The 13,728-nt window shown below is 43.9% G+C and carries 12 protein-coding genes; 8 read left to right on the top strand and 4 right to left on the bottom strand.

The features are described 5' to 3' along the window. Window positions 1-9 precede the first annotated feature (9 nt). On the bottom strand, window positions 10-549 hold the full coding sequence (gene seqA, locus MSG36_RS04425) for a replication initiation negative regulator SeqA (RefSeq protein WP_017061953.1): 540 nt from the start codon (window positions 547-549) through the stop codon (window positions 10-12). A gap of 93 nt (window positions 550-642) precedes the next feature. Between seqA and MSG36_RS04430 the strand changes: the two genes are divergently transcribed. The 3 genes from MSG36_RS04430 to fldA all read left to right on the top strand — a co-directional run bounded on the left by MSG36_RS04430 (window position 643) and on the right by fldA (window position 2,323). Continuing rightward, window positions 643-1,404 (top strand): alpha/beta fold hydrolase, encoded by a 762-nt coding sequence (locus MSG36_RS04430; protein WP_248366746.1) that lies wholly within the window; start codon window positions 643-645, stop codon window positions 1,402-1,404. 108 nt (window positions 1,405-1,512) lie between these two features. Beyond that, the gene (locus tag MSG36_RS04435; RefSeq protein ID WP_004737900.1) at window positions 1,513-1,731 is read left to right on the top strand and encodes a DUF2788 domain-containing protein; all 219 of its coding nucleotides are present in this window, start codon (window positions 1,513-1,515) and stop codon (window positions 1,729-1,731) included. Between the two features lie 58 nt (window positions 1,732-1,789). Continuing rightward, on the top strand, window positions 1,790-2,323 hold the full coding sequence (gene fldA, locus MSG36_RS04440) for a flavodoxin FldA (protein WP_010436745.1): 534 nt from the start codon (window positions 1,790-1,792) through the stop codon (window positions 2,321-2,323). Between the two features lie 96 nt (window positions 2,324-2,419). Here fldA and MSG36_RS04445 read toward each other — a convergent pair whose 3' ends face one another. Then, on the bottom strand, window positions 2,420-2,926 hold the full coding sequence (locus tag MSG36_RS04445; protein WP_019820496.1) for a DUF4442 domain-containing protein: 507 nt from the start codon (window positions 2,924-2,926) through the stop codon (window positions 2,420-2,422). A 207-nt stretch (window positions 2,927-3,133) separates the two neighbouring features. Here MSG36_RS04445 and fcrX point away from each other — a divergent pair, with 207 nt between their 5' ends. Next, window positions 3,134-3,583 carry a ferric iron uptake transcriptional regulator FcrX gene (gene fcrX / locus MSG36_RS04450; protein WP_048612168.1) on the top strand — a complete coding sequence of 150 codons (450 nt, stop codon included), beginning with the start codon at window positions 3,134-3,136 and terminating at the stop codon, window positions 3,581-3,583. A gap of 148 nt (window positions 3,584-3,731) precedes the next feature. Here the strand turns inward: fcrX and glnS are convergent, their stop codons facing one another. Both glnS and nagE read right to left on the bottom strand, forming a co-directional pair. Continuing rightward, window positions 3,732-5,399, bottom strand: coding sequence for a glutamine--tRNA ligase (glnS, locus tag MSG36_RS04455; protein ID WP_017063407.1), 1,668 nt, complete (start codon window positions 5,397-5,399; stop codon window positions 3,732-3,734). A 302-nt stretch (window positions 5,400-5,701) separates the two neighbouring features. Then, window positions 5,702-7,261, bottom strand: coding sequence for an N-acetylglucosamine-specific PTS transporter subunit IIBC (gene nagE, locus MSG36_RS04460; RefSeq protein ID WP_048612171.1), 1,560 nt, complete (start codon window positions 7,259-7,261; stop codon window positions 5,702-5,704). A 475-nt stretch (window positions 7,262-7,736) separates the two neighbouring features. Between nagE and nagA the strand changes: the two genes are divergently transcribed. The 4 genes from nagA (at window position 7,737) to asnB (ending at window position 13,667) form a co-directional block, all read left to right on the top strand. Then, window positions 7,737-8,873: an N-acetylglucosamine-6-phosphate deacetylase gene (nagA, locus tag MSG36_RS04465; RefSeq protein ID WP_065675886.1), complete on the top strand. Its 1,137-nt coding sequence runs from the start codon at window positions 7,737-7,739 to the stop codon at window positions 8,871-8,873. A 2-nt stretch (window positions 8,874-8,875) separates the two neighbouring features. Further along, window positions 8,876-10,090 (top strand): ROK family protein, encoded by a 1,215-nt coding sequence (locus MSG36_RS04470; RefSeq protein ID WP_017062194.1) that lies wholly within the window; start codon window positions 8,876-8,878, stop codon window positions 10,088-10,090. 84 nt (window positions 10,091-10,174) lie between these two features. Continuing rightward, the gene (locus tag MSG36_RS04475) at window positions 10,175-11,761 is read left to right on the top strand and encodes a cation:proton antiporter family protein (RefSeq protein WP_065675885.1); all 1,587 of its coding nucleotides are present in this window, start codon (window positions 10,175-10,177) and stop codon (window positions 11,759-11,761) included. Window positions 11,762-11,996: 235 nt separating this feature from the next. Beyond that, window positions 11,997-13,667 (top strand): asparagine synthase B, encoded by a 1,671-nt coding sequence (gene asnB, locus MSG36_RS04480; protein ID WP_017062196.1) that lies wholly within the window; start codon window positions 11,997-11,999, stop codon window positions 13,665-13,667. The last annotated feature ends 61 nt before the right edge of the window (window positions 13,668-13,728 follow it).

Raw genomic sequence — 13,728 nt, forward strand, 5'->3', positions numbered from 1 at the left:
CAGATTTCGTTAAATTGAACCTGTTACTTTTTCTATCAATTCTGCTTGGAAATTCATGCGGCTCATAAGCTGCTCAACCATCTGTCTTTTTCGGCTTGTATTGTTATTAGTAATAACCCAAAAAGGACTTTGTGGAATAGCTTTAGGCTTAGTCGTGTTGCCGTTTGCTAGCAACGTCGCTTCGTTATCTGCAAAGTAAACGCGCTTACGGCCTTTTACTTGAGTTGCTTCTGAAAAGCTTAAAGGGTCGATTTTATGCAGTGTTGATAACACAAGCATGAAACGATCAATGGCTTTCTTTAGTGATGCAAACTCATCTGATATTAGTAGTGAGCGCATTTCTTTAACGCCATCGAACTTCTCTGGAGTAAAGCCTACCTCTTTGCTAACAACGATACCTTTTGGCTCAACGATCTCTTCGATCGGAGCCATGCCTTGGCTATCAACCTGTAACAAGCGGCGCAGAATATCTGAAGCGCTTTCGCCAATACGTTCTGTCTGACCCGCAATAAAACGGTATAGGTCCTCATCAACCTCAATTGTTTTCATTCGCTTTTCACAATCTCAATGTTTAAACTCTGGGGGATTATAGCGAGATCCGCGCGGATACTCTACGTCAAACCCACCATGAATAAGATAAAAATGTCAGTACAGCTCAACTATAAAATTGAAGGTGAGGGTCACACCATTGTTTTGATCCATGGATTATTCGGTAATCTGGACAACCTTGGCTTGCTCGCTAGGGATCTAAAAGCCGATCATCAGGTACTTAGTATCGATCTCCGCAACCACGGTCAATCTTTCCATAGTGACACTCATAACTATCAAGCGATGGCACAAGACGTGGCTCAACTGCTGCATGATCTTAAGTTAGAAGGCGTCACTGTGATTGGTCACTCGATGGGTGGCAAAGTAGCGATGGCACTGACACAGCATCTTGCGCTGCATAAATTGATTGTCTTGGATATGGCGCCAGTCGCGTACACTCAAAGTCGCCACGACAACGTATTCGCAGGCCTACAAGCCGTGATAGAAGAAAAACCGACTTCACGCTCAGACGCACTCAAGGTTCTCGCAAAACATATCGAGATCGATGGCGTTCGCCAGTTTTTGACCAAATCTTTGTTCAAAACAGAGCAAGGCATTATGGAGTGGCGCTTTAACGTCGCATCACTGCTAGCTAATTACGCGCACATCATTGGCTGGGAACCGTTCGAGAAAACCTCGGTCAAAACCTTATTCATAAAAGGTGGGGATTCTGATTACCTCACCGCAGAACATCAAGCAGCCGTTCAACAGCAATTTTCTAATGCAAAAGCGCACGTCATTGCCAACACCGGTCACTGGCTGCATGCTGAAAAACCAGCAGAAGTACTTCGAGCAATTAGAAAATTCATCGCTTAACTGCACTTTTTCGTGCAGATAAATGAGAGCTGTGTAATTACTGCAGATTAACTTTATCTCACAACAGTGATATAGTGCGCCCAAGCAAAATTGGTATATAAGGTTCCCATGCTTTACGACTACATGAACATCATCGAATCTGTTGGTTTAGATCTCCTGTTTGCCGCGATTTTCTTTTTAATCGGTATGGCAATTAAGGACGTTCTCAAGCAGGGAAATGTTCCTCCATTTGGTCGTCGCATCGTATGGTTAGTACTTTTCCTTGGCTGTGCGGGTTTTATCGCCAAAGGGATAATCCAACTAAGCTGGGAAGGAACTGGGATCTAACGATTCTCTTCCGAACTTTATTACACCGACAACAGACAAAATGAAAGGTAATGATTCTATGGCAAGTGTAGGTCTCTTCTTTGGTAGCGATACAGGTAACACTGAAGCTGTTGCTAAGATGATTCAAAAGCAATTGAGCAAACAGCTCGTTCACGTTCAAGACATTGCAAAAAGCAGCAAAGAAGATATCGATAACTTCGATCTACTGCTGCTTGGTATCCCTACGTGGTACTACGGCGAAGCACAATGTGATTGGGATGACTTTTTCCCAGAGCTAGAAGCTATTGATTTCTCAACTAAGCTTGTTGCTATCTTTGGTTGTGGCGACCAAGAAGATTACGCAGAATACTTCTGTGATGCTATGGGTACTATCCGTGACATCGTTGAAGCGAAAGGCGGTACTATCCTAGGTCACACATCAACTGAAGGCTACGAATTCGAAGCATCGAAAGGTTTAGTTGAAGGCGATGACAGCCAATTCGTTGGTCTATGTATCGATGAAGACCGTCAACCTGAGCTAACTGATGAGCGAGTATCTAACTGGGTTAAACAAATCCACGAAGAGATGTGCCTAGCAGAGCTAGAAGACTAATTCTCTAGTGGTTGTTAATTGTTACAATTAATAACCATTATGTAGATATGAAAAAACCTCCTTATGGGAGGTTTTTTGCTATTTAAAATCTATTAATTAGCACTCAGCTTCTAATGCTTCATCGTCATCTCTAAATTGCGGCTTCTTTCTTACATAGAGGGTGCGTTGAATTTCAGAAACCACATTACCCTGCTTATCTTTCACGTGGATAATAAATTCGGGGAAACACTTTTCACCGAGCTGTGTCTGACGATAGATATCATCAAGCTGCCCTTGGCTTATCTCAAAATCTGCATACAAGTCCGATTGCCCCGGCTTGATGAAGTTAATGCTCGCTTCTTTATCCCAAACATAATATCGCTCACCTAAAATTCCCATTAACATCAATGAGTAAACGGGATCGGTAAGAGAAAAGATACTGCCGCCATATTGAGTACGATTGGCGTTCTTATTCCACCAGCGTAGTTTAAGTACTGTCTTAACAACCCTAAAGTCAGCGCTAATGTGGGCTATTCGAATACCCGCTCCCCAAAAGGGAGGCCAAATATTAAGAGCAAATTTTACAATGTTGGGTTTATATATTTTTGCGAGTTGCTTATTCATAACAACATTCCATGTTCATATCAGAAACACCGTCACCTTGACTGGTCGTACCTCCACTATAAGTGAGATACTTCCAATTTACAAAACAGATTGTGATGTCAGTAAGTAACCCTTTGAAGTTCGTGGTTTATTGTTATGCCTGACTAAACTATAATGGTATTAATATTGAATTCTGTTAATTGCTGCAGATCATCAACAGGAAAGTATATGTCAGACAATAATCAAGCGCTAAAAGATGCAGGTCTTAAAGTGACCCTTCCACGGCTCAAAATTTTAGAAGTATTACAACAGCCAGACTGCCAACATATTAGTGCTGAAGATTTATATAAGAAGCTGATCGACCTAGGTGAAGAAATCGGTCTTGCAACCGTTTATCGAGTACTTAACCAATTCGATGACGCTGGCATTGTAACTCGTCACCACTTCGAAGGCGGCAAGTCTGTATTTGAACTTTCTACACAGCACCACCACGACCACCTTGTATGTTTAGATTGTGGCGAAGTGATCGAATTCTCTGATGATCTTATCGAAGAAAGACAGAAAGAGATTGCTCAGCGTTACAACGTGCAACTAACAAACCACAGTTTGTACTTGTACGGAAAAAGCATTAGCGGAGATTGCAAAGGCAATCCAGACGCGCATAAAGCGAAGAAGTAATACAGAACGCTGGCTTAGGCCGGCGTTTTTTATATGGCCCTACATAAGTACGATCTCCGATACTTATCCCATATTATTCAGACACAAAAAAACCGGCTCTAAGCCGGTTTTTTATTGGGTCGCTTTTAACAAACTAAGCACTCAAGCATTAAGCTTCAGTTTTACCCCAAGTGTCACGTAGACCAACCGTACGGTTGAAGACTAGTGCGTCTGCTTTAGAGTCTTTCGAATCCACACAGAAGTAACCTGTACGTTCAAATTGGTACGCTTGTTCTGCCACACCTTCTGCTAAGCTAGGTTCAACAAAACCATTTAGCGTAACAAGTGATTCAGGGTTTAGCGTTGCAGCGAAGTCATCAGCAGCGGCTGGGTTTGGCACTGTGAATAGACGATCGTACAAACGAATCTCAGCAGGTAATGCTTTATCAGCAGATACCCAGTGGATAACGCCTTTCACTTTGCGGCCATCTGCAGGGTTCTTACCCAATGTTTCATTGTCGTAAGAACAGAAGATAGTCGTAATGTTGCCTTCTGCATCTTTTTCGATACGTTCAGCTTTGATCACGTAAGCACCACGCAGGCGAACTTCTTTACCTAGAACCAAACGCTTGTACTTCTTGTTTGCTTCTTCACGGAAGTCGTCACGTTCAATCCAAACTTCGCGTGTAAATGGAACTTCACGAGTACCCATTTCTGGCTTGTTCGGGTGGTTTGCAACCGTTAGCGTTTCTACTGTATCTGCTTCGTAGTTTTCGATAACGATCTTAACTGGATCCAGAACAGCCATTGCACGAGGTGCATTTTCGTTCAGATCATCACGGATGCAAGATTCAAGTGAACCGAACTCAATCATGTTCTCTTGCTTAGTCACACCAATACGCTTACAGAATTCACGAATCGAGCTTGAAGTAAAACCACGACGACGTAGGCCAGAAATAGTAGGCATACGTGGGTCATCCCAACCTTGAACTAGGTTTTCAACCACAAGTTGGTTCAGCTTACGCTTAGACATCACTGTGTATTCAAGATTTAGGCGGCTAAACTCGTACTGACGAGGTTGGCAATCAATCGTGATGTTATCTAGAACCCAATCGTACAAACGACGGTTATCTTGGAACTCAAGCGTACAGATAGAGTGCGTAATACCTTCCAGCGCATCAGAGATACAGTGAGTAAAGTCGTACATTGGGTAAATGCACCACTTGTCAGCCGTTTGATGGTGGTGAGCAAAACGAACACGGTAGATAACAGGATCGCGCATAACCATGAACGAAGAGCTCATGTCGATCTTAGCACGTAGACACGCTTTACCTTCTTCGAAGCCACCGTCACGCATTTTTTCAAACAACGCAAGGTTCTCTTCAGGGCTGCGGTCACGGTATGGGCTCGCTTTACCTGGCTCTTTTAGTGTGCCACGGTACTCACGGATTTGATCAGGACTTAGCTCGTCAACATACGCTAAGCCTTTATTAATTAATTCCACAGCATAAGCGTAAAGCGTATCGAAGTAGTTTGATGAGTAACAAATATCACCAGACCATTCGAAGCCTAACCAGCTTACATCATTCTTAATTGACTCAACGTATTCAACGTCTTCTTTTTCAGGGTTTGTATCATCGAAACGAAGATTACATTGTCCCTGGTAGTCCTGAGCAATACCAAAGTTCAAGCAAATAGATTTAGCGTGACCAATGTGCAGGTAGCCATTTGGCTCCGGCGGGAAACGAGTATGCACGCTACTGTGTGTACCATCCGCTAAATCTTTATCAATAATTTGGCGAATGAAATTCGATGGACGAGCCTCAGCTTCACTCATCTATAGCACCTCTATGTATTTAGTATTGTCAGAGAAAGTTATCTTTCGTCCCCAAGAAAACGGTCGCTTATAGCGCCAGTCAAAGATAGAAAGATCATTGTTGCTAATCATCCACAATTCTTAGCCTTTGCACAATAAGAACCGTCCGTTAATTGCGATTATTTCTGCTATTCGATGAAGAATAGAACGAACCGTGTTCGCTGGTCTTAAACTGCAGGCACAAAAAAGCCTCCCATGTGGGAGGCTTTCAATTTGACACTTACTTAAGAGTAACTTTACATCTTAATTAAGTACTTCCCTTACTATGGAAGTTTTACATCAGATAGGTCTTCACCTGCACCGATAGCTTTCATTTCGCCAGCTACGATTTCAGCTAGTGGGCCTAGGATAACCTGTAGGTTGTTTTCACCTAGTTTAACCACACCTTTAGCACCTAGTTTCTTAAGAACAACTTCATCTGCAACAGAGCGGTCTTTAAGAGTTAGACGTAGACGAGTGATACAAGCGTCGATTGAAGTTAGGTTGTCGTGACCACCTAGAGCTTTCAGGTATTGACGTGCAAGGTCGCCCTTTGGTGCGTCGCCAGCAGGAGCAGCAACAGCTTCGTCATCATCTTCACGACCTGGCGATTTCAAGTTGAAAGCGCGGATTGCGAAAGAGAAAGTGAAGAAGTATAGAGCACCGAAGCCAAGACCGATTAGTAGTAGTACGAATGGTTTAGTTGCTAGACCCCAGTTCAATACGAAGTCGATAAGACCAGCAGAGAAACCGAAACCGTGCAGAGTACCAAACATGTTAGCAACTACTAGAGACAGACCTGTAAATACAGCGTGCATTGCGTATAGAGCAGGAGCTAGGAATACGAACATGAATTCTAGCGGCTCTGTGATACCTGTTAGGAATGAACAGAATGCAACTGAGAATAGTGCGCCACCAACTTGGCTACGTTTTTCAGCAGGAGCAGCTAGGTACATTGCAAGTGCAGCACCTGGTAGACCGAACATCATTACTGGGAAGAAACCGTTCATGAATACGCCAGCGCCTTTATCGCCGCCGAAGAAACGGTGTAGGTCACCAGATTTAACAGTTTCAGTCACTTCTTTAACTACAGTAGTGATTTCTGGAGTTACAGAGTTAGCGAATGTGAATGTGTGCTCTTGGCCAACAACTAGAGTTTTAGCAAGTGCTGGGTCAACACAAAGTTGAGTGATGTTAGCGAATGCGCCTTGACCAGCAACGATGATTTCTTGACATGTACCCATACCGAACCAGAAGTATGAGTTCAATACGTGGTGTAGACCTACAGGGATAAGTGCACGGTTAAGAGTACCGTAAACGAATTGGCCGATAGCGCCAGACGTTGATACTGCATGAGCAAGTGCGTCTAGACCAGATTGAACACCAGGCCATACCACACCAGACACAGCACCTGCAACAAGTGCGAATAGACCGGCCATGATAGGTACTAAACGTTTACCCGCAAAGAAAGCCAGCCATTCAGGAAGGCGTGTCGCGTGGAAAGCGTTGTAAGAGTGACCTGCGATGATACCTGCGAAGATACCGCCGAAGAATGACATGTTAACGTCTGCGTTAATTGTCGTTGCTGTAGCAGTTAGTACGAAGTAAGCAACTGCACCAGCAAGACCTGCTGCGCCGTTACCGTCTTTAGAAAGACCAATCGCGATACCTAGACCAAAGAGCAATGGTAGGTTACCGAAGATAGCACCACCAGCTTGCGCCATGAATGGAATATCAAGTAGATCGCCTTGACCTAAACGTAAAAGAAGCGCCGCAATCGGAAGCGTTGCGATTGGTAGCATTAACGCCTTACCAAGCTTCTGTGCATATCCTAGAATATTCACCAGTTGTTTCCCCCTATAGGATTTTTTAGAATTCGTTTGAGAAACTTATTTTAGTCGCTCAATTTAGTCCTATTCAGTGTATTCAATTAATTTTGCTCCGCAAATTAAAACCTTACCATTTGTGATCCTAATCACCAGTTTTTACCAAATCCAGAGGTTTTTGCTAGCGAGATCATAAAACTTATTTTATCATTCAAAAAAATGAACATTTATGGATAAAATCCAAATCTAATCATTAGGCAAAAAGATGGTATCTCCGGGCTTATAGAGCACCGTGAATAATCATTATCGATGAACCTAAATGTATAATAACAATCAATTGTTCATATATTTTTCAACAACTTAAATCGATTCCCGTTTTGAAGCCGTTTGCCCATAAAAGATAAATCGTTACGTAAATGATGCTCGCAAACTAAGTCCACATTTAGGTAACGAACGAATTTAAAAGATCTCACGAAATAAGGATTAGCTGACTATGTACGCGCTAAGTAACTGTAAAATTTACACTGGTAGTGATGTTCTAACCGATCATGCTGTTGTAATCGAAAACGAACTGATCAAAAAAGTCTGTCCTATCTCTGAATTGCCAGAGGGAATCGAGGTTCGCGACCTAGACGGAGCAAACCTAAGTCCAGGTTTCATTGACCTACAACTGAACGGTTGTGGCGGTGTAATGCTTAACGATGAGATCACTGCAGAAACCATGCAGATCATGCACAAAGCAAATCTGAAATCTGGCTGTACTAGCTTCTTACCAACGCTTATCACCTCTTCAGACGAAGATATGCGTGCGGTTATTACGGCAGCTCGTGAGTACCACAACCAGTACCAAAACCAATCTTTAGGTCTGCACCTAGAAGGTCCGTACTTGAACGTTGCGAAAAAAGGCATCCATAGCGTCGATCACATTCGTAAGTCTGACAACGAAATGATTGAGCTTATCTGTGGCAACAGTGACCTTGTTGCAAAAGTTACATTAGCTCCAGAGTTAAACGACCCTGAACACATTGAACGCCTGCACAAAGCTGGCGTTGTGGTTTCTATCGGCCACACCAACGCAACTTACGCAGAAGCACGCCAAGGTTTTGAATCTGGTATCACGTTCGCTACTCACCTATTCAATGCAATGACCCCTATGGTCGGTCGTGAACCGGGCGTTGTAGGCGCGATTTACGACACACCAGAGGTTTACGCTGGGATCATTGCCGACGGTTTCCACGTTGATTACGCAAACATCAGAATTGCGCATAAAATCAAGGGAGAAAAGTTGGTATTAGTGACGGATGCCACAGCTCCTGCAGGTGCTGACATGGAATACTTTATTTTTGTCGGTAAGAAAGTATATTACCGTGATGGTAAGTGTGTTGATGAAAACGGCACACTGGGCGGCTCAGCTCTGACTATGATTGAAGCAGTTCAGAATACAGTTGAGCACGCTGGTATCGCTTTAGACGAAGCTCTTCGCATGGCTACGCTATACCCAGCTACGGCTATCGGTGTAGAAAGCAAGCTAGGTCGAATCAAAAAAGGCATGGTTGCAAACCTAGCTGTATTTGACCGAGACTTTAACGTTAAAGCGACTGTTGTTAACGGACAATACGAGCACAATTAAGTATGAATGGCGGACAAATAGGTAACGTAGACTTAGTTAAACAACTAAACAGTGCGGCGGTATACCGACTTATAGACCAACAAGGGCCTATCAGTCGTATACAAGTGGCTGATGTAAGCCAACTCGCACCGGCAAGTGTTACAAAAATTACCCGCCAACTTTTAGAGCGCGGCCTAATTAAAGAGGTTGCGCAGCAAGCGTCTACTGGCGGTAGACGCGCTATCTCCCTAACCACAGAAGTAGAACCTTTTCATTCTGTCGCTGTGCGTTTAGGTCGAGACTACATTCAAATAAGCCTTCATGACCTTGGCGGTCGTGAGTTGGCTTTCCAACAGCAAGACCTGAATTATTCAGACCAGTCAGACCTTACCCAAGGCTTGGTTAATAATTTGAAGGCTTTCATTGCTGAACACCAACCAAAGATCGATCAGCTGATTGCTATTGGTGTCACACTTCCAGGCTTGGTTAACCCAACGACTGGTGTTGTTGAGTACATGCCAAACACGGATATTGATAACCTGGCTTTAAGTGACATTATTCGCGACACATTCCATGTCGCTTGTTTTGTGGGTAACGATGTTCGCGGAATGGCGCTTGCAGAGCACTACTTCGGTGCAAGTAAAGACAGCCAAGATTCTATTTTGGTCAGTGTTCACCGTGGTACAGGTGCAGGTATTATCGTTAATGGCCAGGTGTTCCTAGGTCATAACCGTAATGTGGGTGAAATTGGTCATATCCAAATTGATCCGCTAGGCGAGCAATGCCAATGTGGTAACTTCGGCTGTCTTGAAACCGTAGCGGCAAACCCAGCTATCGTTGAACGCGTGCAGAAGCTGATTAAACAAGGCTATGAGTCTTCTTTAACAGAGCTTGAGCATATTACGATTCAAGATGTTTGTGACCACGCGATTAATGGTGATGAGCTAGCCAAGCAAAGCTTAGTTCGAGTAGGAAACCAGTTAGGTAAGGCTATCGCGATGACGATTAACTTATTTAACCCTCAAAAAGTGATCATTGCTGGTGATATTACCAAGGCACAAGAGATTGTTTTCCCTGCAATTAAGCGCAATGTAGAGAATCAGTCGTTAACGACTTTCCATAGCGGCTTGCCTATTGTAGCATCACAGATCGATAAACATCCTACGATGGGAGCTTTTGCCATGATTAAGCGCGCTATGCTCAACGGCGTGTTACTGCAGAAGCTTCTCGAAGACTAGAGAAAAACAATTCTGATTTTCCGCGGGCCGTGTTTGTATAAACACGGCCCGTTTTTTTAAGCTAGGGAACTACAACAACAAGTTATGGAACTTATATTAATATCCACTGCGTTTATCGCAGGATTTATTGCTTTAAAGTGTCACCTTCCCCCATTAGTTGGTTTTTTGGTTGCAGGCTTTGGGCTTTTTGCCTTTGGCTTTGAAACCAATGACACCATCATTACTTTAGCTGACCTTGGTGTCACGCTGCTTCTATTTACTATCGGCTTAAAGCTCGATATCAAAACCCTACTCTCTAAAGAGATCTGGGCTGGCGCGACAATCCACAACCTTTTATCCACTCTGTTTTTCGCCGTCGCCCTGTTTGGCTTTAAGTTCTTAGGTATTTCATCGCTAGCTGCCATGTCGGTAGAACAGATCGTTCTGCTCGGTTTTGCTCTTTCATTCTCTAGTACCGTATTTGCGGTTAAGACTCTGCAAGAGAAAGGCGAAATGAATGCGACCTACGGAACGTTAGCGATTGGTATCTTGGTCATGCAGGATATCTTCGCCGTAGTATTCTTAACGGCTTCTACGGGCAAAATACCTGAGTGGTATGCGATTGCTCTGTTTGCCCTACCCTTATTACGCCCACTGTTCTACAAAGTGCTCGATTGGGTTGGTCACGGTGAGATGCTGGTTCTTTCCGGCATCTTCTTCGCATTAGTCGTCGGTGCTGGTTTATTCCATTTGGTTGGTGTGAAACCAGACTTGGGGGCTCTTGTTTTAGGTATGTTACTTGCTGGCCACCCAAAAGCCTCAGAATTATCAAAGTCGCTGTTTAACCTTAAAGAACTTTTCCTTGTCTGTTTCTTCTTGAACATTGGTTTGTCAGAGCAACCAACCATTCAAGGCTTTATGCTCGCAATCTTGTTCTTGCTGATGCTGCCAGTGAAAGGTGTTCTCTACTTCTTGGTACTCAACCGCTTCAAGTTCCGTGTTCGAACGTCTCTACTTGCCTCGCTATCACTGTTTAACTATAGCGAGTTTGGCCTCATCGTTGGTGGTCTCGCCTTCAAGATGGGCTGGATGTCAGGTGACATCTTGGTGGCTGTGGCAATTGCTGTTTCACTGTCGTTCTTAATCGCAGCACCTTTAAACCGAGCTGGTCACAAGCTTTATCAGCAGTCAGGTAAATGGCTAAAAGAGCATGCGTCAGAAAAGCTTCACCGACGTGATAAGCGAATTGACCCAGGTCGGGCCCAAGTGCTGATTCTTGGTATGGGACGAATTGGTACTGGTGCTTATGACGAATTACGCACTCGCTATGGCAAAGTCAGCCTAGGTGTTGAAGTTCGCGAAGAAGCCGCGCACAATCACAGAAGCCATGGCAGGAACGTGATCTCTGGTGACGCGACTGACCCGGATTTCTGGGAACGAATTCTAGATACAGCAAACGTAAAGCTAGTGATCCTGGCTATGCCTCACCACCAAGGTAATCAAACCGCTTTAGAGCAATTGAAGTCACGTAACTTTAAAGGCCAAATTGCGGCTATTGCTGAATATCCAGATCAACTCGAAACACTGAAAGAGAATGGCGTTGATGCGGCATTTAACATTTACAGCGAGGCTGGTAGTGGTTTTGCTCGCCACGTTTGCGAACAGTTAAATCCAAATATCAATAAAATCTAGTATTAGACCGTGTTCAACTAAACCTCTCAAAACTGACTATTTTTCGCACTTTTGAGAGGTTTTTGTTTAAAAAACCAACCGCAATTAAACATCACACACCAAAAGCACATAAAAATTAGATATTTTCTAACAGAACACCCTTTATATTATTTTTTTGCTCACATCCGGTTGCTTTTTTTAGCCAGAATGGCAAATTGAATGCAGTTGATTTGGAAATTATTTAAAAGGAAGTTCTATGTGTTCAGTATTTGGCATTCTCGACATTAAAAGTGATGCCGCAGCACTTCGCCCTATTGCTTTAGAAATGTCTAAGAAGCTTCGTCACCGTGGTCCGGACTGGTCTGGTATCTATGCTGGTGAAAAAGCAATCCTTGCTCATGAACGTCTTGCTATTGTTGGCTTGAACAGTGGTGCTCAACCACTATACAGCCAAGACAAAAAGCACATTCTTGCAGTGAACGGTGAAATTTATAACCACAAAGAACTTCGCGCACGCTATGAAGATAAGTACCAGTTCCAGACTGATTCTGACTGTGAAGTTATCCTAGCGCTATACCAAGAGATGGGTGCAGACCTTCTAGAAGAGCTTAACGGTATTTTCGCCTTCGTTTTATACGATGAAGAGAAAGACGAATACCTAGTGGGCCGCGACCATATTGGTATCATCCCGCTTTACCAAGGTTACGATGAGCACGGTAACTACTACGTTGCTTCAGAGATGAAAGCATTGGTTGAAGTATGTAAGACGATCAGTGAATTCCCTCCTGGTAGCTTCTACTCTTCGAAAGATGCGGAACCTCAACGCTACTACATCCGCGATTGGAACGAGTACGCTGCGGTACAAGGCAACAGCACAAGCAAAGAAGAACTGACTGAAGCACTAGAAGCAGCTGTTAAACGCCAACTAATGACTGACGTTCCTTACGGTGTACTTCTATCTGGTGGCCTTGATTCATCAATTACTTCAGCGGTCGCTAAACGCTTTGCGGCAATGCGTATCGAAGATGATGAGCAATCTGAAGCTTGGTGGCCACAACTGCACTCATTCGCTGTTGGCCTTGAAGGCGCACCAGATCTTATCGCTGCTCGTGAAGTTGCGGACAAGATCGGTACCGTGCACCACGAGATGACTTACACTATTCAGGAAGGCTTAGATGCCATCCGCGATGTTATCTACCACATCGAGACTTACGATGTAACGACGATTCGTGCATCAACGCCAATGTACTTGCTTGCTCGTAAGATCAAAGCAATGGGTATCAAAATGGTATTGTCTGGCGAAGGTGCTGATGAGATCTTTGGTGGTTACCTGTACTTCCATAAAGCTCCAAACGCGAAAGAGTTCCACGAAGAGACAGTACGTAAGCTACTTGCTCTAAGCATGTTCGACTGTGCTCGTGCAAACAAATCACTAGCGGCATGGGGTGTTGAAGGCCGTGTACCATTCTTGGATAAAGAGTTCATCGATGTCGCAATGCGTCTAAACCCTGAAGATAAGATGTGTGGTAACGGTAAAATGGAGAAACACATCCTGCGTGAGTGTTTTGAAGACTACCTACCAGATTCAATCGCATGGCGTCAAAAAGAGCAGTTCTCTGATGGTGTTGGCTACGATTGGATTGATACATTGAAAGCAACGGCTGAAGCAAAAGTAACGGATCAACAAATGGAAGCTGCTAAGTTCCGTTTCCCTTACAACACGCCCACAACCAAAGAAGGTTATGCTTACCGTGAAATCTTTGAGGAGCTATTCCCTCTAGAATCTGCGGCAGAGTGTGTACCTGGTGGTCCTTCAGTTGCTTGTTCATCAGCGAAAGCGATTGAGTGGGATGAGTCATTCAAAAACTGTGTCGACCCATCAGGCCGTGCAGTACAAGCCGTTCACAACGATGCTTACAACGCTTAGAGCGTTTTGAACAAATCCTAAAGACTAAAAAAGGCGCATTATGCGCCTTTTGTTTTAAGCC

Source organism: Vibrio sp. 1CM8B, from assembly GCF_023161685.1.
GTDB lineage: Bacteria > Pseudomonadota > Gammaproteobacteria > Enterobacterales > Vibrionaceae > Vibrio > Vibrio coralliirubri.

Coding starts and splice junctions, on each gene's coding strand:
- seqA (WP_017061953.1), bottom strand. CDS start 549: ATGAAAACAATTGAGGTTGATGAGGACCTATACCGTTTTATTGCGGGT.
- MSG36_RS04430 (WP_248366746.1), top strand. CDS start 643: ATGTCAGTACAGCTCAACTATAAAATTGAAGGTGAGGGTCACACCATT.
- MSG36_RS04435 (WP_004737900.1), top strand. CDS start 1,513: ATGCTTTACGACTACATGAACATCATCGAATCTGTTGGTTTAGATCTC.
- fldA (WP_010436745.1), top strand. CDS start 1,790: ATGGCAAGTGTAGGTCTCTTCTTTGGTAGCGATACAGGTAACACTGAA.
- MSG36_RS04445 (WP_019820496.1), bottom strand. CDS start 2,926: ATGAATAAGCAACTCGCAAAAATATATAAACCCAACATTGTAAAATTT.
- fcrX (WP_048612168.1), top strand. CDS start 3,134: ATGTCAGACAATAATCAAGCGCTAAAAGATGCAGGTCTTAAAGTGACC.
- glnS (WP_017063407.1), bottom strand. CDS start 5,399: ATGAGTGAAGCTGAGGCTCGTCCATCGAATTTCATTCGCCAAATTATT.
- nagA (WP_065675886.1), top strand. CDS start 7,737: ATGTACGCGCTAAGTAACTGTAAAATTTACACTGGTAGTGATGTTCTA.
- MSG36_RS04470 (WP_017062194.1), top strand. CDS start 8,876: ATGAATGGCGGACAAATAGGTAACGTAGACTTAGTTAAACAACTAAAC.
- MSG36_RS04475 (WP_065675885.1), top strand. CDS start 10,175: ATGGAACTTATATTAATATCCACTGCGTTTATCGCAGGATTTATTGCT.
- asnB (WP_017062196.1), top strand. CDS start 11,997: ATGTGTTCAGTATTTGGCATTCTCGACATTAAAAGTGATGCCGCAGCA.